This is a genomic window from Eubacterium ramulus, assembly GCF_003122485.1.
Taxonomy (GTDB): Bacteria; Bacillota; Clostridia; order Lachnospirales; family Lachnospiraceae; genus Eubacterium_I; species Eubacterium_I ramulus_A.
This window is the reverse complement of sequence record NZ_JRFU01000205.1, coordinates 1-23,449: the sequence shown is the minus strand read 5'-3', so window position 1 is coordinate 23,449 and position 23,449 is coordinate 1. Positions and strand designations below refer to the sequence as shown.

17 protein-coding genes, 1 tRNA gene and 1 other RNA gene are annotated in these 23,449 nt (G+C 43.9%); 17 read left to right on the top strand and 2 right to left on the bottom strand.

The window, feature by feature from the left end; translation table 11 throughout:
- Positions 1-327: 327 nt before the first annotated feature.
- From LG34_RS15450 to LG34_RS15385, 14 genes are all read left to right on the top strand, one after another.
- Entirely contained in the window at positions 328-1,002 is a 675-nt protein-coding gene (locus tag LG34_RS15450) for a response regulator transcription factor (protein WP_109216860.1), read from the top strand.
- Between the two features lie 132 nt (positions 1,003-1,134).
- Complete coding sequence (locus tag LG34_RS15445) at positions 1,135-2,604, top strand: sensor histidine kinase (RefSeq protein ID WP_109216859.1); 1,470 nt, start codon at positions 1,135-1,137, stop codon at positions 2,602-2,604.
- Between the two features lie 16 nt (positions 2,605-2,620).
- Positions 2,621-3,241: an imidazole glycerol phosphate synthase subunit HisH gene (hisH, locus tag LG34_RS15440; protein WP_109216858.1), complete on the top strand. Its 621-nt coding sequence runs from the start codon at positions 2,621-2,623 to the stop codon at positions 3,239-3,241.
- The gene (gene hisF, locus LG34_RS15435; protein WP_109216857.1) at positions 3,241-4,002 is read left to right on the top strand and encodes an imidazole glycerol phosphate synthase subunit HisF; all 762 of its coding nucleotides are present in this window, start codon (positions 3,241-3,243) and stop codon (positions 4,000-4,002) included. Before hisH ends, hisF begins: the two co-directional genes overlap by 1 nt.
- 120 nt (positions 4,003-4,122) lie before the next feature.
- Positions 4,123-4,797 carry a uracil-DNA glycosylase gene (gene ung, locus LG34_RS15430; protein ID WP_109216856.1) on the top strand — a complete coding sequence of 225 codons (675 nt, stop codon included), beginning with the start codon at positions 4,123-4,125 and terminating at the stop codon, positions 4,795-4,797.
- A 266-nt stretch (positions 4,798-5,063) separates the two neighbouring features.
- Entirely contained in the window at positions 5,064-6,071 is a 1,008-nt protein-coding gene (locus tag LG34_RS15425) for a deoxyguanosinetriphosphate triphosphohydrolase (protein WP_109216855.1), read from the top strand.
- Between the two features lie 85 nt (positions 6,072-6,156).
- On the top strand, positions 6,157-7,956 hold the full coding sequence (dnaG, locus tag LG34_RS15420) for a DNA primase (RefSeq protein WP_347486826.1): 1,800 nt from the start codon (positions 6,157-6,159) through the stop codon (positions 7,954-7,956).
- A gap of 65 nt (positions 7,957-8,021) precedes the next feature.
- Complete coding sequence (gene rpoD, locus LG34_RS15415; RefSeq protein WP_109216862.1) at positions 8,022-9,137, top strand: RNA polymerase sigma factor RpoD; 1,116 nt, start codon at positions 8,022-8,024, stop codon at positions 9,135-9,137.
- A gap of 1 nt (position 9,138) precedes the next feature.
- Positions 9,139-9,879, top strand: coding sequence for a tRNA (adenine(22)-N(1))-methyltransferase (locus LG34_RS15410; RefSeq protein ID WP_109216853.1), 741 nt, complete (start codon positions 9,139-9,141; stop codon positions 9,877-9,879).
- Complete coding sequence (locus LG34_RS15405; protein ID WP_109216852.1) at positions 9,848-11,512, top strand: nucleoside kinase; 1,665 nt, start codon at positions 9,848-9,850, stop codon at positions 11,510-11,512. Before LG34_RS15410 ends, LG34_RS15405 begins: the two co-directional genes overlap by 32 nt.
- 32 nt (positions 11,513-11,544) lie before the next feature.
- Positions 11,545-11,989, top strand: an RNA gene (rnpB, locus tag LG34_RS15400) — RNase P RNA component class A.
- Positions 11,990-12,243: 254 nt separating this feature from the next.
- On the top strand, positions 12,244-12,702 hold the full coding sequence (locus tag LG34_RS15395; RefSeq protein WP_333491087.1) for a hypothetical protein: 459 nt from the start codon (positions 12,244-12,246) through the stop codon (positions 12,700-12,702).
- A gap of 23 nt (positions 12,703-12,725) precedes the next feature.
- Complete coding sequence (locus tag LG34_RS15390) at positions 12,726-13,571, top strand: DUF5685 family protein (protein WP_109216851.1); 846 nt, start codon at positions 12,726-12,728, stop codon at positions 13,569-13,571.
- Positions 13,568-14,257, top strand: coding sequence for a J domain-containing protein (locus LG34_RS15385; protein WP_109216850.1), 690 nt, complete (start codon positions 13,568-13,570; stop codon positions 14,255-14,257). The genes LG34_RS15390 and LG34_RS15385 overlap by 4 nt, the downstream gene beginning before the upstream one ends.
- 150 nt (positions 14,258-14,407) lie before the next feature.
- Here LG34_RS15385 and LG34_RS15380 read toward each other — a convergent pair.
- Positions 14,408-14,481, bottom strand: a tRNA-Met gene (locus LG34_RS15380).
- A gap of 462 nt (positions 14,482-14,943) precedes the next feature.
- On the opposite strand from LG34_RS15380, the gene LG34_RS15375 reads away from it, so the two are divergent.
- Positions 14,944-15,171, top strand: a complete 228-nt coding sequence (locus LG34_RS15375; RefSeq protein WP_109216849.1) for an HPr family phosphocarrier protein — start codon at positions 14,944-14,946, stop codon at positions 15,169-15,171.
- 196 nt (positions 15,172-15,367) lie between these two features.
- Positions 15,368-17,749, top strand: a complete 2,382-nt coding sequence (locus LG34_RS15370) for an ATP-dependent DNA helicase (protein WP_109216848.1) — start codon at positions 15,368-15,370, stop codon at positions 17,747-17,749.
- A gap of 555 nt (positions 17,750-18,304) precedes the next feature.
- Here LG34_RS15370 and LG34_RS15365 read toward each other — a convergent pair.
- On the bottom strand, positions 18,305-19,189 hold the full coding sequence (locus LG34_RS15365; RefSeq protein WP_109216847.1) for a LysR family transcriptional regulator: 885 nt from the start codon (positions 19,187-19,189) through the stop codon (positions 18,305-18,307).
- Positions 19,190-19,484: 295 nt separating this feature from the next.
- Here LG34_RS15365 and LG34_RS15360 point away from each other — a divergent pair, with 295 nt between their 5' ends.
- Positions 19,485-23,291, top strand: coding sequence for a phosphoribosylformylglycinamidine synthase (locus tag LG34_RS15360; RefSeq protein ID WP_109216846.1), 3,807 nt, complete (start codon positions 19,485-19,487; stop codon positions 23,289-23,291).
- The last annotated feature ends 158 nt before the right edge of the window (positions 23,292-23,449 follow it).

Genomic DNA, 23,449 nt, shown 5'->3' with positions numbered 1-23,449 from the left:
TCATGAGTGAGGGGCAGGGGAGTTGAAGTGTCGAAGACACTTTTTTATTGTTTTATGGTACTAATTTGGTACTGATTTCTCAGTAAAATCAATGGTTTTAAGTCATTTTTATTTTTATATGATATTTGGAAAGTAGACAAATTGATACTATTTTGATACTATAATTCCGTATAAATTGTGTTTTCGATGCAGTTTTGGCTTTTTTGGTAATTTCCATAAAATAGACACATTTATCGGATATACTCAGAATTAAAAAAGGATAATTTGCCCTTGGAACAGGGCGTTTGTTACCATTTTTGAGAATATAGAAGACCGGAGGGACTTATGATGGATAAATTAAAAATTCTTGTGGTTGATGATGAAAGCAGAATGCGCAAGCTGGTGCGTGATTTCCTGGTAAAACACGATTTTGATGTGGTGGAGGCAGGAGACGGTGAGGCAGCGCTGGATCTGTTTTATGAGGATAAAGACATTGCACTGATCATTTTGGATGTCATGATGCCGAAAATGAATGGTTGGGAAGTCTGCCGTGAGATCCGGCAGTCATCCAAAGTGCCGATCATTATGCTGACGGCGAAAAGTGATGAGAGCGATGAGCTGATGGGCTTTGACCTTGGCGTGGACGAATATATTTCAAAACCATTTTCACCGAAGATTCTTGTGGCGCGTGTAGAAGCAATTCTGCGTCGTACGAATCAGCTCAGTGTTGAGGGAAGCCTTGAAATTGGAGGTATTTGTCTGGATAAAAATGCGCATACCGTAACGATTGACGGTAAAAATATTGAAATGAGTTTCAAAGAGTTTGAACTGCTCACCTACTTTATGGAAAATGTTGGAATTGCATTGTCCAGAGAGAAAATTCTGAATAATGTATGGAATTACGACTATTTTGGTGATGCAAGAACCATTGATACTCATGTCAAAAAGCTGCGCAGTAAGCTGGGCGACAAAGGTGAATACATTAAGACCATATGGGGAATGGGATATAAGTTCGAGGTATAGAAGTGATTTTTATTCCCCATATGGTCTGAGACCTGATGGTCATGCTATGCGCATACGCGCCCATATCAGACACGCTGATATGTTAATGGGGAATGGGATATAAGTTCGAGGTATAGAAGATAAAGGAGTACTATGAAAAAACATTCTCTGACGCGGCAGATCACGTCTATTGTCAGTATTCTGGTAGCAGGGGCAATTCTGCTTTGCTGGGTACTAAATACCACGTTACTGCCACGTTATTATATGCACAATAAAAAACATGTGCTGATGGAAAATTATGAGACGATTTCCAATGCCAGTGAGCAGGATAAGCTGGAATCGGATGAGTTTACCGTAACTTTTGATAATCTGTGCTCCAACGGCAATATTATGACACTGATCTTGCAACCGGATGGAAAAGTTTTACGTTCTTCGGTCAATGATCTGGATGCCTTGCGGGGAGAGCTCTGGAATGTTCTGCTTCATACGGATGATATGGAAGTGCTGTATTCCAACGATCAGTATCAGTTACTGCGTAAGAACGATACCCGTCTGGATTCCGAATATCTGGTGCTGGTAGGTGTACTGGAAAATGGTGATATGATTCTGATGCGTACTGCGGTGGAAAGCATTCGGGAAAGTGCGGCTATTTCCAACCGTTTCCTGTTGTTTGTCGGAGCGGCAGCTATCGTGTCGAGTCTGCTGGTGGCATTTTTTACTACAAGACATATTACAAAACCGTTGCAGCAGCTGACGGATATTTCCAAACGAATGGTAGATTTGGACTTTAATGCGAAATATGAGAGCAACCGTTCCAACAGTTACGAAGTGGAAGAACTGGGAAATCATATCAACCGTTTGTCGGAAAATCTGGAACGGACGATTTCGGAGTTAAAAACTGCTAACGTAGAATTGCAGGATGATATTGAAAAGAAGATACAGATTGATGAGATGCGAAAAGAGTTTTTGTCCAATGTATCTCATGAATTAAAGACGCCGCTGGCACTGATTCAGGGCTATGCGGAAGGTCTGCAGGAATGTATCAATGATGATGCGGAAAGCCGTGAGTTTTACTGTGATGTCATTATTGATGAGGCGGACAAAATGAATCGTATGGTCAAGAAGCTCTTGACTTTGAATCAGTTGGAATTTGGAAATGATCAGGTAGTCATGGAGCGTTTTGATATGACAGAATTGGTTCGCGGTGTGGCAAATTCGACTAAAATCCTGATGGAACAGAAAGGCATTCGTCTGGAGTTGGACAATCTGGAAGAAGCCTGGGTATGGGGCGATGAATTTAAAGTAGAAGAAGTTATTACGAACTACATGAGCAATGCCATTAACCATGCGGATGGTGGAAAAGTGATCCGTGTGTTCTACACACGTTTCGAAGATAAATTGCGTGTCAGCGTATTCAACACCGGTCAGCCGATCCCGGAGGATGATATTGATAAAATCTGGGTGAAATTCTACAAAGTAGACAAGGCGCGGACAAGAGAATACGGCGGCAGCGGCATCGGTCTGTCCATTGTAAAAGCAATTATGGATTCCTTCCACCAGCAGTGTGGTGTGATTAATCACGAAGACGGTGTGGAATTCTGGATGGAGCTGAGCACAAAGTAGAGGGAGAGTGAAAAAGATGATTGCAATTATTGATTATGATGCGGGCAACTTAAAAAGCGTGGAAAAAGCGCTGGCGCATATCGGAGAGGAGAGCGTGATCACCCGTGATTTTCAGACAATCCTGAATGCGGATAAAGTGATCCTGCCTGGCGTTGGCGCCTTTGGTGATGCCATGGCAAATCTGAAACGTCTGGAGCTTGACAAAGTCATTCGTGAATTAAACGAGAAACAGACTCCGTTTTTGGGAATCTGTCTGGGGCTACAGCTGCTTTTTGAGAGCAGTGAGGAAAGCCCAGGAGTGGAAGGTCTTGGTTTGTTAAAAGGTCAGATCAGACGTATTCCAGATAAAGAGGGATTAAAGATTCCACATATTGGATGGAATTCCCTTGACTTCCATAACAAGGGCAGATTATTTGCCGGAATGGAAGAACACTCGTATGTATATTTCGTTCATTCTTATTATCTGCATGCCGAGGAGCCTGAAATTGTGAAGGCGACCACGGAGTACAGCACCTGCATTCATGCATCCGTGGAGAAAGGCAACCTGTTTGCCTGCCAGTTCCATCCGGAGAAAAGCAGTACCGTGGGATTACAGATCCTGAAAAATTTTGCTGGAATCGAAGGAGGACATGCATAATGTTTACAAAGAGAATTATTCCATGTCTGGATGTCAACAATGGACGTGTGGTAAAAGGCGTAAATTTCGTAAATTTAAGAGACGCCGGAGATCCGGTGGAAATCGCAGCAGCTTATGACAAAGCGGGCGCGGATGAGGTGGTTTTTCTGGATATTACTGCTTCTTCGGATGCCAGAAATACCGTTGTCGATATGGTACGAAAAGTAGCAGAAAATGTATTTATCCCGTTTACCGTGGGTGGTGGTATTCGTACCGTTGATGATTTCCGTGCGTTATTAAGAGAAGGCGCAGATAAAATTTCCATCAATTCATCTGCTATCAATACCCCAAATCTGATTTCTGATGCGGCAGACAAATTCGGCAGCCAGTGCGTGGTTGTTGCTATTGATGCCCGCAAAAGAGAAGACGGAAGCGGTTGGAATATTTATAAAAATGGTGGAAGAATCGACGTTGGAATCGATGCTGTGGAATGGGCAATGAAAGTAGACAAGCTGGGAGCCGGAGAGATTCTTTTGACCAGCATGGACTGTGACGGAACAAAAGCCGGTTATGATCTGGAGCTGACCCGTCTGATTGCGGAAAATGTATCGATTCCGGTGATTGCATCCGGCGGAGCAGGCACAAAAGAGCATTTTTATGAAGCGTTGACGGAAGGAAAGGCAGATGCAGCACTGGCAGCATCCCTGTTCCATTATAAAGAACTGGAGATCATGGATCTGAAAAATTATCTGGCAGAAAAAGGTGTGTCTGTGCGCCGTTAAAGAATGGCAGGTTATTTTTCACGGAAATGATGGAATCAAGTCAAATAGAATTAGATAGAAAAAGAGTTTCTGCAAACATATGCTGTATGCAGAATTATCAGGAATCGAGGGGGAGAGAGTATGCCACCAATTACAAATGACTGGCAGCAGCCATTGGCAGAAGAGTTTAAGAAACCATATTACAAAGATTTATATAAGAAAGTGTTGGAAGAATATCGGACGAGACAGATTTTCCCGAATCCGGACGATATTTTTAACGCTTTTCATCTGACACCGCTAAAGGATGTCAAAGTAGTGATTCTTGGACAAGATCCATATCACAATGACGGACAGGCGCACGGACTCTGTTTTTCTGTAAAACCGGATGTGGAAGTGCCGCCGTCTCTGGTAAATATTTATCAGGAATTGCATGATGATCTTGGATGCAAGATTCCGAATAACGGATATTTGGTAAAATGGGCGAAACAGGGCGTGTTGATGTTGAACACTGTACTTACCGTGCGGGCGCATCAGGCAAATTCCCATCGTGGTATCGGATGGGAGCAGTTTACGGATGCCGTCATCCGTGCAGTCAATGCACAGGACCGTCCGATCGTATTTTTACTCTGGGGGCGTCCGGCGCAGATGAAAAAAAGCATGCTGAATAATCCAAAGCATCTGATTCTGGAAGCACCACATCCAAGTCCACTGTCTGCGTACCGCGGATTTTTCGGATGTAAGCATTTCAGTCAGACGAATGCATTTCTGGAGAAAAACGGAATTGAGCCGATCGACTGGCAGATCGAGGACGTGTAACTTCTTCAGAACCGGGCAGATCCATAATAGAAGCGTAAATTATGCTTGCATGAATGAACACTTTTGATTATGAATCTATTTGGTAAGAAACCAAACATGAGCAAAAGAAAAGCTTCGTAAAAGCGATTTTGCGAATGTAGGCTCTAAAGTAGAAAAAATATGAAAAAATTAAAATAGAAAAAAGGAAACAGGAAAAGAATACGGAAACTATTAAATAAGACGTTTTTTTGTCAAGTGAAAAACGATACAGGGAGTATAAAATTTCTATGACAATTCGCGAAGAAATGGAATATTTGGAACGTACATATATGAGTCCTTATGCAACTCTGAGTGAAAATACGAGGGGCAGAGACAGAGAAGAACCGGAATGTGATATTCGTCCGGTTTTTCAGCGTGACCGGGATCGGATCTTACATTGTAAATCGTTCCGAAGATTAAAGCATAAGACGCAGGTCTTTTTATCTCCGCAGGGAGATCATTACCGGACGCGTCTGACACATGCACTGGAAGTGTCACAGAATGCACGGACCATCGCAAAGGCGCTTCGGCTAAACGAATCGCTGGTGGAAGCCATTGCGTTAGGACACGATCTGGGGCATACGCCATTTGGTCATGCAGGGGAAGGCATGCTGAATGAACTTTGTACCGGTGGATTTAAGCACAATGAGCAGAGCGTACGCATCGTGGAGAAGCTGGAAAAGGATGGAAAGGGACTGAATCTGACATGGGAAGTCCGGGACGGAATCCTGAATCACCAGACCAGTCTGATGCCGTCTACGCTGGAAGGAAAAATTGTGCGTTTATCTGACAAAATTGCATATATTAATCATGATATCGATGATGCAATCCGGGCACAGGTGCTGCGGGAGGAAGATATTCCGAAGGAATACCGGGAAATTCTGGGATTTGATACGAGAGAGCGGTTAAATACGTTGATTCATGATATCATTGATCACAGCAGGAATCGAAATAATATCTGTATGTCACCAGAGGTGGCGGATGCCATGCAGGGACTGCGTCAGTTTATGTTTCAGAGTGTGTATACCAATCCCATTGCGAAGGGAGAGGAAACCAAGGCAAAGGAGCTTTTGGAGCGTCTGTTTGTCTATTATCTGAAGCATATCGATGTACTGCCGGCTTATTATCTGCAAATGTTAGAAGAAGGCGAAGAAAATGACCGCGTTGTCTGCGATTATATTGCAGGCATGACAGACCAGTATGCGGTCGCAAAATACAATGAGTATTTTATGCCAAAATCCTGGCAGGTATATTAACTGACAGAATAAATGGTCAGTGAGTGGTTTTAACAAAAAATCGACAAACAGGAAAAATGTGTTGGTTTTATAAGAGCAAGACAGAATGAAGGAAGGTACTATGGCTTACTATTCCGATGAATTGATTGAAGAAGTGCGTTCCAGAAATGATGTGGTAGACGTTATTTCCGGTTATGTGCGCCTTCAGAAAAAGGGAAGTACGTATTTTGGACTTTGTCCGTTTCATAACGAAAAGACACCGTCGTTTTCGGTGTCGCCGGGAAAACAGATGTATTACTGTTTTGGATGCGGAGCAGGTGGAAATGTATTTACCTTTATGATGCAATATGAAAATTTTACATTTCAGGAGGCAATGCAGAGTCTGGCAGACCGTGCGGGCATTGAACTGCCAAAGCAGGAGATGTCTGCCGCACAGCGGGAAGCTGCTGACCGGCGAAGCAAACTTCTGGAGATCAACAAAGTGGCAGCAAAGTATTTTTACATGCTGCTGCGGAGCCCACAGGGAGTACATGCGCTGCGATATTTTGAGGAGCGTCAGCTCAGCAAAGAGACAATGCAGCATTTCGGACTGGGTTATTCGAATAAATTCAGTGACGACCTCTATCAGTATCTGAAAAAACAGGGATATGAAGATGATCTGTTAAAAGACAGTGGTCTGGTATCCATTGATGAGCGCAGAGGCGGACACGATAAGTTCTGGAACCGTGCAATGTTCCCGATCATGGATGCAAATAACCGTGTGATCGGTTTTGGCGGCCGTGTCATGGGAGAGGGAGAACCAAAATACTTAAACTCTCCGGAAACCATGATTTTTGACAAGAGCCGGAATCTGTACGGACTGAATTTTGCGCGGGTATCCCGCAGGTCGCATATTCTGCTCTGTGAGGGATATATGGATGTGATCGCGCTGCATCAGGCAGGATTTGACAATGCGGTGGCATCCCTTGGAACTTCTTTTACAAACGGGCATGCAAATCTGCTGAAACGTTATACGAAGGAAGTATATCTGACTTTTGACAGTGACGGTGCCGGGGTGAAAGCTGCCCTGCGTGCTATTCCGATTTTAAAAGAAGCAGGATTGACGGCAAAAGTCATCAATATGCGCCCATATAAAGATCCGGATGAATTTATCAAGGCACTTGGTGCGGAAGAATACCAGAAACGCATCGATGAGGCAGAAAACAGCTTTATGTTTGAAGTACGGATGTTAGAGCGGGATTATGACCTGTCTGATCCGGAGAGCAAAACGAAATTTTTCTATGCCGTTGCCCAGAAAATCCTGAATTTTGAGGAAGAACTGGAACGGGAAAATTATATTGAGGCAGTGGCTGCAAAATACCAGATCGGTTTTGAACAGTTGCGGTCGGTGGTACGTTCGGAGGGAACCCGGGGCGGGATCACCAGAGAAAGGGAAAAAGTTCCGTTAAAGAGCGGAATCAATGAGAAGAAGAAAAAAGAAGATGGTATGAGGCAGTCCCAGAAATTATTCCTGACCTGGCTGATCGAAGATGAGCGGCTTTTTGCCCTCACAGAAGACTATATTGGACCAGATGATTTTACGGAAGATATTTTCCGGGAAGTGGCAGAACTTGTGTATGAACAGCATGCACAGGGAGAAATAAATCCGGCGCAGATCATCAGCCGTTTTACGGATGAAGAACAGCAGCGGGAAGCCGCCGCCTTGTTTCATGCCCGCCTGCATCCGATGGAGACACGGCAGGAGCGGGAGAAAGCATTAAAAGAAACGATCCTCAGGATAAAGAAACACAGCATGGATGTGCGTTCCAGAAATCTGGATCCGACTGATCTGGCAGGGTTGCAGAAAATCGTGGAAGATAAGAAGCAGCTTGCCATACTTCAGAAAATGCATATTTCACTTGATTGAGGACAAACTATACAGACTAAAAACATGGAAGGATGAACAAAATGGCAGAGAAAAACGATCAGAAAATGAGAGAAAGAGCAGAGCGTGCAGAAAAATTTCAGGCAAAACTCCAGGAACTGCTTGCACTGGCAAAAAAGAAAAAAAATATGCTTGAGTATCAGGAAATCAATGACCATTTCAAAGATTTTGCCCTGAGTCCGGAGCAGATTGATAAGATTCTGGATTTTCTGGAGGCAAACCATGTCGATGTCCTTCGTATTACGGATGATGATGACGATATCCTCATCGATGACGAGGATGTGGAAAATGATGTGGAGATGGAGAAAATCGATCTCTCCGTACCGGATGGCGTAAGTATCGAAGATCCGGTTCGTATGTACTTAAAAGAGATCGGTAAAGTTCCACTGCTGACAGCAGAAGAAGAAATAGAGCTTGCAAAACGTATGGAACTTGGTGATGAAGAGGCAAAAAAACGTTTGGCAGAGGCAAACCTGCGTCTGGTTGTAAGTATTGCAAAACGTTATGTAGGACGTGGTATGCTGTTCCTTGATCTGATCCAGGAAGGAAATCTTGGTCTGATCAAAGCGGTAGAGAAATTCGATTACAGAAAAGGATACAAATTCAGTACGTATGCAACCTGGTGGATCCGTCAGGCGATCACCCGTGCCATTGCAGATCAGGCACGTACGATCCGTATTCCGGTGCATATGGTTGAGACAATCAACAAGCTGATCCGCGTGTCCAGACAGTTACTGCAGGAGCTTGGACGTGAACCTACTCCGGAAGAAATTGCAGAAGAAATGAATATGCCGGTAGAGCGTGTCCGTGAGATCTTAAAGATTTCTCAGGAGCCGGTTTCCTTAGAGACTCCGATCGGTGAGGAGGAAGACAGTCATCTGGGTGATTTTATCCAGGATGATAATGTACCGGTTCCGGCAGATGCAGCAGCATTTACCCTGTTAAAAGAGCAGTTAGTGGAGGTTTTAAGCACACTGACAGACCGTGAGCAGAAAGTATTACGTCTGCGTTTTGGTCTGGATGACGGTCGTGCCCGCACACTGGAAGAAGTTGGTAAAGAATTTAATGTTACCCGTGAGCGTATTCGTCAGATTGAAGCAAAAGCATTGCGGAAATTACGCCATCCGAGCCGCAGCAGAAAATTAAAGGATTATCTGGATTAATATGGCAATTCATTTATCGAAGCGTTTAAAGGCACTGGCAAATATGGTGACAGACGGAAACCGACTGGCAGATATCGGGACGGATCATGGCTACATACCGATCTATCTGTGTCAGACGGGGAAAATTCCGTCTGCACTTGCCATGGATATCGGAAAGGGACCGCTGCAGCAGGCACAGACACATATTGCAGAGCACGGGCTTTCCGAACAGATTAAGACACGTCTGTCCGATGGAATGGCTGCCTTACAGTTCGGGGAAGCGGATACGATTCTGATCGCCGGCATGGGCGGTGGACTTGTGATGAAAATTTTATCAGAAGGAGCCGAAAAATTGACCGGAAAGGAAGAATTGATCCTGCAGCCCCAGTCGGAAATCGCACTGGTGCGTGAATTTTTACGCGTACGGAATTTTCAGATCCTGAATGAAGATATGATTCTGGAGGATGGAAAATATTATCCGATGATGAAGGTGAGTCAGCAGAAAGCAGCGGAGCAGACAAAAATATTGCCGCAGGAAGTGGCAGATGCTTTCGGACCGGTTCTGTTACAGAAACGGCATCCGGTTCTGAAAGAATGGCTGGAGCGGGAACTGCGAACTACAAACAGTGTGATTGAACAGTTATCGGCACAGCCGGATCACGAAAGAATCCGAAACAGAATGCAGCAGGTGAACTGTAAAAAAACGTTGATTCTGGAGGCATTGAAAAATTATGGAACAGAAAGTGTGCAGTCTGACGATTAGGGGAGAAACAAAGCAGTATCCGCTGGATACGACGTTTCAACAGATCGCAGATGAGTATCAGAAACAGTTTGAAAATAAAATCGTGCTTGTAAAGTTTCAGAATGATCTCAAAGAACTGAGCCAGTCCGTTTTGCGGGATGGCAGTCTGGAATTTGTTACCGCAGATCAGAAACCAGGCAAGGATACGTATCGCAGAAGTTTAACATTGCTGATGGAGACAGCAGCGTGGAAGCTATATCCAAATCTGGAGCTTCTGGTGCAGCATTCCATTGGTCAGGGGTATTATTGTGAATTTCGTCACAAGGATGCCATTTGTGTGCCTGACCGGAAGATGCTTTCCTCTTTAAAAGAGAAAATGCAGGATTTTGTGAAAGCGGATCTTCCAATCATAAAGTACAACATGAATACACAGGATGCATCGGCACGATTTCGCGAGATGGGACGTATGGATAAAGTGCGTCTGATGCGTTATCGCCGCAGTTCCAGAGTCAATGTGTATGAATTACAGGGATTTCCGGATTATTATTATGGCTACATGGTTCCGAGTACCGGTTATCTGGAGTATTTTGACCTGCTGCTGTATCAGAATGGATTTATGCTGATGTTTCCGGGAAAAGATCCGAAGGTTGTGGCAGAGTTTTCTGCTTCTGACAAATTGTTTAACACATTGAATGATTCTGCACAGTGGGGGATTGATATGGGAATCCGTACCGTGGGAGAACTCAACGATGTGATCGCTTCCGGACGGATTCAGGATATGATTCTGGTGCAGGAGTCCTACATGGAGCAGAAGATTGGTGACATTGCAGAGACGATCGCATCAGATCGAAGAAAGAAATTTGTACTGATCGCAGGTCCGTCTTCTTCCGGAAAAACAACGTTTTCTCATCGGTTGTCCATTCAGATGACGGCGCATGGGTTAAAACCACATCCAATCTCACTGGATGATTTTTACTGTAACCGGGAGGAAACACCGTTGGATGAGAACGGAGAATTTGATTTCGAGTGTCTGGAAGCACTGGATATTCCCCTGTTTAATCAATGTATGACAGATCTTCTGGCAGGTAAAGAAGTAACATTACCGGTATTTAATTTTAAAACCGGTCACAGGGAATATCGCCAAAAACCGTTGAAAATGGGACCGGATGATGTTCTTGTTATCGAGGGAATTCATGGATTGAACGAAAAACTTTCCTATGAATTGCCGAAAGAAAATAAATACAAAATTTATATCAGTGCATTGACACAGTTAAATATTGATGATCATAATAATCTTTCCACGGCAGACGGACGTCTGATCCGTCGTATGGTGCGTGATGCGCGGACAAGAAACACGACAGCCAGGGAAACGCTGGCACGTTGGCATTCCGTACGCCGCGGAGAAGAAAAAAATATCTTCCCATATCAGGAAGAAGCAGATATTATGTTTAATTCAGCCTTGATTTATGAATTATCTGTGTTAAAATTATATGCGGAGCCTTTGCTCTTTTCTATCGATACGACCTGTCCGGAATATCCGGAGGCAAAACGCCTTCTGAAATTCCTTGATTATTTCCTTCCGGTTCCGGGAGAGAATATCGGACATAATTCTATTTTAAGAGAATTTATCGGTGGAAGCTGTTTCCATGTATAGGAAATAGAATAACAGAAAAATAAAATACAATTCAAGTAAGACAAATGATCGCGGCTGCAAGTGTCGAAAGACCGCAGGTGAGGAAAGTCCGGGCTTCACAGGGCAGGATGCCGGATAACATCCGGTGGAGGCGACTCCAAGGACAGTGCAACAGAAATGTACCGCGTTAGCAATGAGCCATGCACAGACACGTTTTCAGCAGATTTTTGAGTAAGCTGGCTTACAGAGAAAATTTGATGAGAAAAACAGGATTCTGTGTATCGCTCATTGTTAACGTAAGGGTGGAAGGGCAGTGTAAGAGACTACCGCCCGGCTGGTAACAGCCGGGGCACATGTAAACCCCATCCGAAGCAAGACCGAAACAAAGCGTTGACGTGGCCCGCCAGCTTTAGGTAGGTCGCTTGAGGTAACTGGCAACAGTTATCCTGGATAGATGATCATTCACGACATAACCCGGCTTATCGTTTTGCTTGAATTGTATTTTTTTCTATTTAGATTCCGGATGATTACAGGAAAAATGTGGATTCTGTATACATAAAACAGCGGGTGTTCGTAAACTTTTTCTAAAATGTTTGTGAAAAGACAATAGGTTTGTTGACAGTGTTTTGTGCAAACTGTAACATAAGGTTATCGGTTCCAAAATGAGGAACAAAGATTCCTGTTTTTAGAATGTTTTTCAACGAGATACATGTTATAAAACAAAAGATGAATCCAAAATAAAAGAGACAGAGGTGTTACAGGTGAGAAATCGTTTTCAACAATTTATGTATGGACGTTATGGTATGGACCAGCTCAATCGTTTTTTATCAACGGTGGCATTGATTGTTCTGGTCGTTTCCATATTTGTCCGCAGACCGATCGTAGAGATTGTGGCGCTGGCATTGCTTTTCTGGTGCTATTATCGTATGTTTTCCAGAAACGTATCAAAGCGTGCAGCAGAGAATCAGAAATACCTGAATTTTAAATATCGGGTTGTCTGCAAGGTGAAGAAGGGAAAATATGGCAGATCTGCCGGTTCTGCAAGTTTTGCACAGAAACGAGCACAGATGAAATACAGACAGGAGCAGAAAAAGATTTACCGTTTTTTTGCATGTCCGAACTGTGCACAGAAAGTACGTGTACCGAAGGGAAAAGGAAAAATCTGTATTACCTGTCCGAAGTGTAAGACAGAATTTATAAAAAGAAGCTAATAAATGATGCAAGGGGTATGACCATGTTCGGATATATTTATGTAAACCGAAAAGAACTGTCGGAGGAAGACAGAAAAGATTATCAGTCTTATTACTGTGGACTGTGTCAGGTTCTGAAAAAAAGCAGTGGTGTAAAAGCGCAGATGTTGTTGAATTATGATATGACATTTCTGATTCTTCTGCTTTCCGGATTATATGAACTGGAAAATAAGGAAGAAGAATTTTTTTGTCCGCTTCACCCCGGTAAAAAGAAAATTGCATATATCAACGAAGCGACACAGTATGCTTCTGATATGAATGTGGTTCTTTCTTATCACAATCTGTTAGATGACTGGCAGGATGAGAAGAATTATCCAAAACATGTGATATCCATAATGCTGAAAAAAGATTACGCCAGGATTTCCAGAAAATATCCGCGTCAGGTGGAGGCTGTGGAAGCATATATGCGGAAGCTGAATATGCTGGAGAGCAAGCGTGAGACCAATCTGGATGCAATCGCGGGTCTGACCGGCGAGATGCTTGGCGAAATTTTTTCTTGGAAAGACGATATCTGGGCAGAGGAACTGCATTGTCTTGGATTTTATATGGGAAAATTCATTTATCTGATGGATGCATATGAAGATCTGGAGAAGGATCTTCGGAAAAAAGAGTACAATCCGTTTGAGGCTATGGTGAAAAATAATCCAAAGGATTTTGATACGTTAAGTAAGCTGATCCTGACAAGTATGATGTCGGAATGTTCGAAATCTTTTGAACGGCTTCCGATTTTGCGTCATGCATCCATTATCCGTAATATATTATATTCCGGTGTCTGGTCGAAATATGAATATGTACAGGCAAAGAAGAAAAAGAGGAGGAAATCTCAGTGAGAAATCCTTATGAAGTACTGGGGGTATCACCCGGTGCTACAGATGAAGAAATAAAAAAGGCATACCGAAAACTCAGCAGACAGTATCATCCGGATGCGAATGTCAACAGTCCGCACCCGGAGATTGCAGAAGAAAAATTTAAAGAAGTTCAGCAGGCATATACACAGATCATGAAGGAAAAGCAGCAGGGATATGCAGGCGGTTATCAGAATGGAAGCGCCCAGTCCGGACCATATGGTGCATATGGTGCATACGGCGGCTATGGCGGTTTCGGCGGCTTTGATGATTTCACCGGACAGAATGAGCAGCGCTCCCAGCAGAATGATCCGGTCAATATGCAGGCGGCGATGAACTATATTCGAAATGGATATTACAAAGAGGCCCTGCATGCTTTGAATGATATTCCGGCAGGACAGCGCAGCGCGCGGTGGTATTTCTTTTCCGCGGTTGCCAACCAGGGTGCCGGTAATAATGTGGTGGCTCAGGAACATGCACAGCAGGCTGTGGCAATGGAGCCGAGTAATATGGAGTATCGGCAGTTTTTGCAGAATCTGCAATTTGGCGGAACCTGGTATCAGAATATGGGTTCCAGTTATCAGAAACCGGTATCGGGATTGTCAAGAATGTGTGCAATCTGGTGTGGTTTTATGATGTTTTTGAATTGTTGTTGTTTTCGACCGTTTTAAGGTACGTGGTGAAACGTTAATTTTATGAAAGTTTATGAAAGAAATCGGGCTATCTTGTCTCCTCAGCTAACAATCGCTTTCGGAGAAAAGATAGCCCGATTTCTATTGAACATAAAAAAGACCTATAAGAAATCTTACAGATCTTTATAGTAGCGAGAGGGGGATTCGAACCCTCGACACTGCGGGTATGAACCGCATGCTCTAGCCAACTGAGCTATCTCGCCACACGAACTTCTTTACTATACACAATAGATTGCAATTTGTCAATAGATATTTTTAAAAAAATCCATTTTTCTTAGCTGGTAGTAATGTAACTTGTGCAGTATGCGCAGGAATTTGCCTGAAATAGTAAAATGTTTATGAAAAATATTTTGGGAATCAAAACTTATCGGCGATAGAACCTAAAAGTTAAGAGCAATCTGACGGAAACGGAAAGAACTTGAGGAAAAATCGTTGACAGAATCCACGAAACGTAAAGAAAATTTCACAATTGGAAGTACCATTTAGGGGCAAAATTTGAAAATTACTGATTTGACAAAAAATCAATATCATGTAATAATGCACCCGACATGGGAAATTTGCATAAAGTGTAACGGAACAAAATAAAATGGAATCGTTACCAATTTTCCATTTTGTATGGGGGTGAACTCAATTCAACTCAGATTGAGAGAAAGGGTGAATCAATCATGACAGAAAAGAAAATTAAATTAAATGCAACCAATGAAGTACAGGAATTTGTCAATGCAGCATCCGAATGTAATTTTGATATTAACCTGCACTATCAGCGTGCCATCGTAGATGCAAAATCATTTCTTGGGGTTTTAAGTCTTGGACTTTCTAAAATTCTTACCGTATCTTATGGCGGAAACGATGGTAATTTTGAGCAGATTCTGAGAAAATATGCAGCTGCATAACCGGAATCTACAATTGGAGAAAAAATAGAGATGATATAAATAGGGTCGTATTCCTTTTGGTAGGGAATGCGACCTTTTTCTTTGCAGTGAAAAAAAGTGAAATATGTGTTACACTAGTAGCAGTTTGCTGAACCGACAGGCAGCGTTCTCGAATTTGGTTTAGCTTAGAGTGAAAAAAGGCGGATAGCGGTTATTTATGAAACAAACAGAGAATACGGATGAGAGAGAGCAGCAGGAGTTGACGAGAATACGGATTTCCGTGCGAAATCTGGTGGAATTTATTTTTCGTTCTGGAGATATTGACAATCGAATTGGAAAAGGTGTGCAAAAAGAGGCTATGCAGGAAGGCAGCCGGATGCACCGCAAAATTCAGGGACGGATGGGAATTGAATATCGTGCAGAGGTTCCTCTGAAACTGGAAGTGCCGCAGGAGCAGTATGTGCTGGCGCTGGAAGGCCGGGCTGACGGCATTATCACAAGCGAGGAAGGTGTGACAATTGATGAGATCAAGTGCATGTATACGGATGTGACACGTTTTGAGGAACCGATTTTTGTGCACAAGGCGCAGGCGATGTGCTACGCCTATATTTATGCGTTGCAGAATGGTTTGGATCAGATTTCCGTGCAGATGACGTACTGTGATCTGGATACAGAAGAAATCCGGCGGCTTCAGGAAAGTTTTTCTTTTTTCTGGCTGGAGAGATGGTTTCAGGATATGATCGAGGCGTATCGAAAATGGACGGATTTTCAGTTTGCATGGAGAAAAATCCGTCAGGCATCGATCCAGACGCTGGAGTTTCCGTTTCCTTACCGGGATGGCCAGCGCAAACTGGTGGGGGATGTATACAGAACCATCAACCGCAAAAAAATACTGTTTATTCAGGCACCCACCGGAACGGGCAAGACGATTTCCACACTGTTTCCGGCGATCCGTGCCGTTGGAGAAAATCTTGGAGATAAGATATTTTATCTTACGGCAAAAACAATCACGCGAACGGTTGCAAAGGATACCTGTGATCTTCTGAAGGCACATGGATATCAGAGCAAAGTGATCGTACTGACAGCAAAGGAGAAAATGTGTCCCTGCGAGGAGATGGATTGTAATCCATCCAATTGTCCACGGGCGAAAGGGCATTATGACCGGGTAAACGATGCGGTGTATGATCTGATCACCACAGAAGATGATTTTACAAGGGAGCGGATGTTAGAGCAGGCGGAAAAATATCAGGTGTGTCCGTTTGAGATGTCTCTGGATGCATCGCTGTACGCGGATGTCATTATCTGTGATTACAATTATGTGTTTGATCCGAATGTGTATCTGAAGCGTTTTTTTTCCGAGGGAGAAAAGGGCGATTATATTTTTCTGGTAGACGAGGCGCACAATCTGGTAGAGCGCGGTCGGGAGATGTACAGTGCTGTTCTGATCAAGGAAGAGATCCTTGCGGTGAAAAAACTGGTGCGCGGCAAAGACCGGAAGCTGGAGGCGGCACTGGAAAAATGCAACCGGCAGATGCTGGAGTGGAAGCGGGAATGTGAAAAATATGTAGTGTACGAAAGTATCGGAGCCTTTGCGTTTTCCCTGATGCGGCTGATGTCTCTGCTGGATGTGTTTTTGCAGTCCAGAGGGGAAATGCCGGAGCGGAAGGCGATTACAGATTTTTATCTGAATCTGCGTCATTTTATGAATATGTTTGAGCGGGTGGATGAAAACTATGTAATGTATACAGATTTTGATGATGAAAACCGGTTTTGTCTGCATTTATACTGCGTGAATCCATCGGTGAATCTGCAGGAATGTCTGGAGCGGGGCAACAGCACCGTATTTTTCTCAGCAACTTTGCTGCCGGTGAATTATTATAAAAACCTGCTCAGTTCGAAAAAGGATAATTATGCGGTATATGCGGATTCGGCATTTCGAGAAGAACAACGGTTGTTGTTTATCGGTCGGGATGTCAGCAGCTTGTATACACGGCGGACGATTGGAGAATTTCGGCGGATTGCGCTGTATATTCAGCAGGTGCTGCGGGCAAAAAAGGGTAATTATCTGATTTTTTTCCCGTCTTATCGGTTTATGGAGGATGTGTATGAGCAGTTTCTGGCAGTCAATGAGCGGGAAGCAGACTGTATGATACAAAACGGAAATATGAATGAAGCCGAGCGGGAAGCATTTATGCAGGAATTTGCCGAAGCAAGGGACAGGTCATTGGCGGCATTTGGTGTGCTTGGTGGTATTTTCTCTGAGGGAATTGACTTGAAAGAAGATTTACTGATCGGGGTGCTGATCGTCGGAACGGGATTGCCGCAGATCTGTACCCAGCGGGAAATCTTAAAGGAGTATTATCAGGAAGAAAACGGTCAGGGATTTGATTATGCGTATCAGTATCCGGGGATGAATAAAGTGCTGCAGGCGGCAGGGCGTGTGATTCGGACGGCATCTGACCGGGGAATTATCGGGCTGCTGGATGAGCGTTTTTTGCGGAATGATTATCGGCAGCTGTTTCCGCGGGAGTGGAGTCAGTATGAGGTGCATACGCTGGAGAGTCTGCCCGGAGCACTGGATGCCTTTTGGAAAAAATAACTTTTTGTTTGTCATTGTTTTGGCTAAAATTTTAATATAATTAAGAAAACGAAGAATCCTGTCAGAAAGCTAGACGTTCGCTACCTTCATTTCACTGCAGTTTCATCGCGCTCACTCCCACCTCCTATAAAAGCTGGTCGGTTCACGTTCGCGCAAAACCTTGTGAAAATCAGTCGCTCACTGAATCGCTTTTCCTGACAGGATTTTTCGTTTTCTCTATTTACGCTGTGAAATAATCAGCCATTCTTTACTCTATGTAAATCTGCGCATGCGACATAACGAATATTTTGTCATCAGCTTGTGTGCATGCGTGGCACGCGGTGCCGGCGCGTAAATGGAACAAAGATGGAAAAACTCCAAGGCAAGGCAGTAGACGGATTTCCGTTATCGAAGCGAGCATAGTCCGACCGCGTGAGTGTGTCTGAGCCAACAGCTGTTTTTGCTGTTGGTGAGTTCGCGGAAGCGGTCGGAAATAAGCGGCGCAGCGAAGATAGGAAATCCGGCGTGCCTGCATTGGAGTTTTTCCATCTTGTTCCTTAAAAGACAAACAAGAAGTTACAGAGATGGTAACAAGTCCAGAAAAGCTTCTGTTGGTGCATTGATCGGCAGCGTCGGATTCACCGAAGCCACGATCTGTCTTGCCGGCATTGTCTCTTTCGTCTCAATGATTTCAAGATCTTCATTGTTTTCCCGGACACAATAATCCGGCACACAGGCGATGCCCAATCCAATTCTTGCAAAATCAATCAGCAGATCATTACTGGAAAGTTCGATTTCCGGCACAAGTTCCAACTGATGTTGTAAAAACAGATTGTGCAGAAATTCGCAGGTAGTACAATGACGCTCCAGTGTGATCAGTGGATAACCGGAAAGTTCTGCCAGCCGCAGTACTTTGGACTTCATCGGAAAATAAGCCGGATTTGCCACAAACACATCCCGAAATTCACAAACTGTTTTTCGGATGTAAGACTGATTCAACCGAGTATTTGGAGCATTTGTAATGATCAGATCCACTTTTCCCTGTTCCAGCAGATCCACACAGTTCAGAGAAGTAGCATTTGTAACTTTGATCGGTACATTCGGATACTGCTGATGAAATTTCCGGAAATACGGAACCAGGAAATAGCGGCAGATCGTATCGCTGGCACCAATGTGAAGCTGTCCGAGCCCAAGTCCCTGACTGTCAAACAGCTGATTTTCGCCGCGGCGGATCAGGTTCATTGCCGGTTCAATATGCTTTAACAGCAACTGTCCGGCAGGAGTGAGCTGCACCTTTTTCGTACTTCGGATAAAAAGCGGCTGTCCAAGTTTTCGCTCCAGTGTCTTAATAGACTGGCTGACCGCAGACTGAGAAATGTACAGGTGTTTGCTGGCCTCCGAAAAACTTAAGGACTGTGCTACGTAAAAAAATACTTTGTAAAGTTCGTAATTAATATCCATAGAAATCTCCCCTTCATATGTTTTGATTTACAGAAATCTCTTTTTATATTAGTATATAAAGTGTGAGAGCGTATGTCAATTATAAATTAGTGAAACTTATATATAGAATTAAATATATTAATTTCTCTAATTGAAGTGAGTACGTTATACTAAGGGTATCATGATAGCACGGAACAGGTCTGTGCTATGCAATAATGCGGAGATGGACAATGGCATATATCCGCTTTACAGAAGCCCATCCCACAGCAGACTTTACAAAAGAAGTTTGGATTAATTTTAAAATGGAGGATCCGATATGAGTAATGTACGCAGAGTCTATGTAGAGAAAAAAGAAGCGTATGCAGTAAAAGCAAAAGAACTGCAGGAAGAAATCAAGAGCTATCTTGGAATTACTTCCGTCACAGGAGTACGTGTTCTGATCCGTTATGATGTGGAAAACATTTCTGAGGCAACTTATCAGAGAGCACTGGTCAGTGTTTTCTCCGAGCCGCCTGTTGATGATATTTATGAAGAGACTTTTGATCTGAAGGGAGCAAAAGCATTCAGCGTGGAATTTTTACCTGGTCAGTTCGATCAGCGAGCAGATTCCGCTGTTCAGTGTGTAAAACTTCTGAATGAGAATGAGGAACCGGTCATCCGTACCGCAACAACTTATGTGATTGAAGGTGATGTGACAGAGGAGCAGTTAGAGGCCATCAAACATCACTGCATCAACCCGGTGGATTCCAGAGAGACTGGTTTTGAAAAACCGGAGACACTGGTTCAGAATTTTGACGAGCCGGCAGATGTTATCGTATTTGACGGTTTCTGCGAGATGCCGGAAGCAGAGCTGAAAGCATTATATGAATCCCTGAATCTGGCTATGACATTCAAGGATTTCCAGCACATTCAGAATTATTTTGTAAAAGATGAGCACCGCAATCCGACTATGACAGAGATCCGTGTACTTGATACATACTGGTCTGATCACTGCCGTCATACCACATTCTCCACAGAGTTAAAGGATGTTGTATTTGAGGATGGCGATTATCTGGAGCCGATCAAAGCTTCCTATGATAACTACAAAGAGACTTATGCAGAACTTTACAAAGATCGTGACGATAAATTTGTATGCCTGATGGATCTTGCCCTGATGGCTATGAAAAAACTGAAAAAAGAAGGAAAACTGGCTGATCAGGAGGAGTCTGATGAGATCAATGCCTGCAGTATTGTTGTTCCGTTGGAAGTGGACGGCAAGACAGAGGAGTGGCTGGTAAACTTCAAAAACGAGACACACAACCATCCGACAGAGATCGAGCCGTTTGGTGGCGCTGCAACTTGTCTTGGTGGAGCAATCCGTGATCCGCTGTCCGGACGTACTTATGTTTACCAAGCTATGCGTATCACAGGTGCCGCTGATCCGACGGTTTCTGTAAAAGATACATTAGAAGGAAAACTTCCGCAGAAGAAGATCGTTCGTTCCGCAGCAGCAGGATACAGCTCCTACGGTAACCAGATCGGTCTGGCAACCGGTTTTGTCAAAGAGGTATATCATCCGAATTATGTGGCAAAACGTATGGAGATCGGTGCCGTTCTTGGTGCAGCTCCGAGACGTGCTGTACAGCGTCTGACTTCTGATCCGGACGATGTCATCATCCTGCTTGGCGGTCGTACCGGACGTGACGGCTGTGGTGGAGCAACCGGTTCTTCCAAAGCACATACAACATCTTCTATCGATACCTGTGGTGCTGAGGTTCAGAAAGGTAACCCGCCGACAGAGCGTAAAGTACAGAGATTATTCCGCAGAGAGGAAGTCAGCCACATCATCAAAAAATGTAACGATTTTGGTGCAGGCGGTGTTTCCGTTGCCATCGGTGAGCTGGCAGACGGTCTGCGTGTTGAATTAGATAAAGTTCCGAAAAAATATGCCGGTCTGGATGGCACAGAGATTTCTATTTCTGAGTCCCAGGAGCGTATGGCTGTTGTCATCGCACCGGAAAATGTAGATCAGTTCCTTGCTTATGCAGCAGAGGAAAACTTAGAGGCTGTTCCGGTAGCGGTTGTTACTGAGGATCCGCGTCTGGTTCTGATCTGGAGAGGCAAAGAAATCGTAAATATCTCCCGTGCATTCCTGAATACAAACGGTGCACATCAGGAGACAGGTGTTCAGGTGGAGATCCCAAGCAAGGCTGACAACTATTTGAACAAGATCGCCCTTGACAGTGTTGCCAAAGATCTGGCAAACAACGATGTAAAAGCTGCATGGGTAGATACCTTAAAAGACTTAAACGTATGCTCCCAGAAAGGTCTGGTGGAAATGTTTGACGGTTCCATCGGAGCAGGAAGTGTATACATGCCATATGGTGGAAAATATCAGTTAACTGAGACTCAGAGTATGGTTGCAAAAATCCCGGTTATGACAGGAAAATGCGATGCCGTTACTATGATGAGTTATGGATTTGATCCGTATCTGTCAAGCTGGAGCCCATATCATGGTTCTGTTTACGCAGTTCTGGAGTCTATTTCAAAAATCGTGGCAGCCGGTGGTGATTACAAGAAGATCCGTTTCACATTCCAGGAGTACTTCCGCAGAATGAGCGAGGATCCGAAACGCTGGAGCCAGCCGTTTGCAGCATTACTTGGTGCATATCAGGCACAGATGAGCTTTGGTCTGCCGTCCATCGGTGGAAAAGATTCCATGTCCGGAACCTTCAATGATATCGATGTACCGCCGACACTGGTTTCCTTTGCAGTAGACGTTGCAAAAGAGCAGGATATCGTGACACCGGAGTTAAAGACAGCAGGCGACAAACTGATGTACTTTACCATTGATCATGATGCATATGATCTGCCGGATTATGAGCAGGTTATGAAACTGTATGATGCAGTATATGCTCTGATTCAGGATAAGAAACTGAAAGCTGTTTACGCACTGGATGCAAAAGGTCTGGTGGCAGCAGTCAGCAAAATGGCATTCGGTAACAAACTGGGAGTATCTCTTCGTGGCTGCCTGAAATCGGAAGAAGCATTTGCACCGGGATTTGGTAATCTGGTAGCAGAAGTTGCACCGGAAGATACCGATGCAGTAAAAGAAGCATTAGAAGCAGTTGGACTTCGTGCAAACGTATCCATCGTTGGTTCCGTTCTGGAAGAGCCGGTTTTCCGTTACGGTGATGTGGAAATTGCTATGGATGACGCATTATCCGCATGGACAAACACACTGGAAAAAGTATATCCGACCAGAGCAACCACAGATAAAAAAGAGCTGGATGCAAAACTTTATACAACAAAAGAAATTTATGTATGCAAAAATAAAATTGCAAAACCGACCGTATTTATTCCGGTATTCCCGGGTACAAACTGTGAGTACGATTCTGCAAAAGCATTTGAACGCGCAGGTGCAAATGTAGTGACCAAAGTATTCAAGAACCTGAACGCACAGGATATTCGTGATTCTGTCGATGTATTTGCAAAAGCCATCGATCAGGCACAGATCATCATGTTCCCGGGTGGATTCTCCGCAGGTGATGAGCCGGAGGGAAGTGCAAAATTCTTTGCAACTGCATTCCGTAACGCAAAGATCAAAGAATCCGTAGAAAAACTCTTAAATGAGCGTGACGGACTCTGCCTTGGTATCTGTAATGGATTCCAGGCACTGATCAAACTTGGTCTGGTTCCTTATGGTGAGATCTGTGAGCAGAAAGCAGATTCTCCGACACTGACATACAATACCATCGGACGTCATATTTCCAAGATGGTTTATACAAAAGTAATGTCCAATAAATCTCCGTGGCTGGCACAGGCAGAGGTTGGAAAGATTTATACTAACCCGGCTTCCCATGGTGAGGGACGTTTCGTAGCAAACGATGAGTGGCTGCAGAAACTCTTTGCAAATGGTCAGGTGGCAACATGCTATGTCAACGAAGCAGGAAATCCAACTATGGATGAAGAGTGGAATGTCAACGGTTCCTACATGGCTATCGAGGGTATCACAAGCCCAGATGGACGTGTACTTGGTAAGATGGCTCACTCTGAGCGTCGTGGTGATGGTGTTGCAATCAACATTTACGGCGAGCAGGATCTGAAGATCTTCGAATCCGGTGTAGCGTTCTTCCGCGACTAGCTTGTTTTTATGTAAAATTAAATAAATGAAGGCGCCCCAATTGATTTTGTCTTTCTGGCTAACAATCGCTCATCAAGAAAAAATCAATTTGGGGCGCATTTACGTTTTCGATTCATCTCAGTCTGAGTTGAGACTCCCACTTCTGCAAGTGGTGAGTA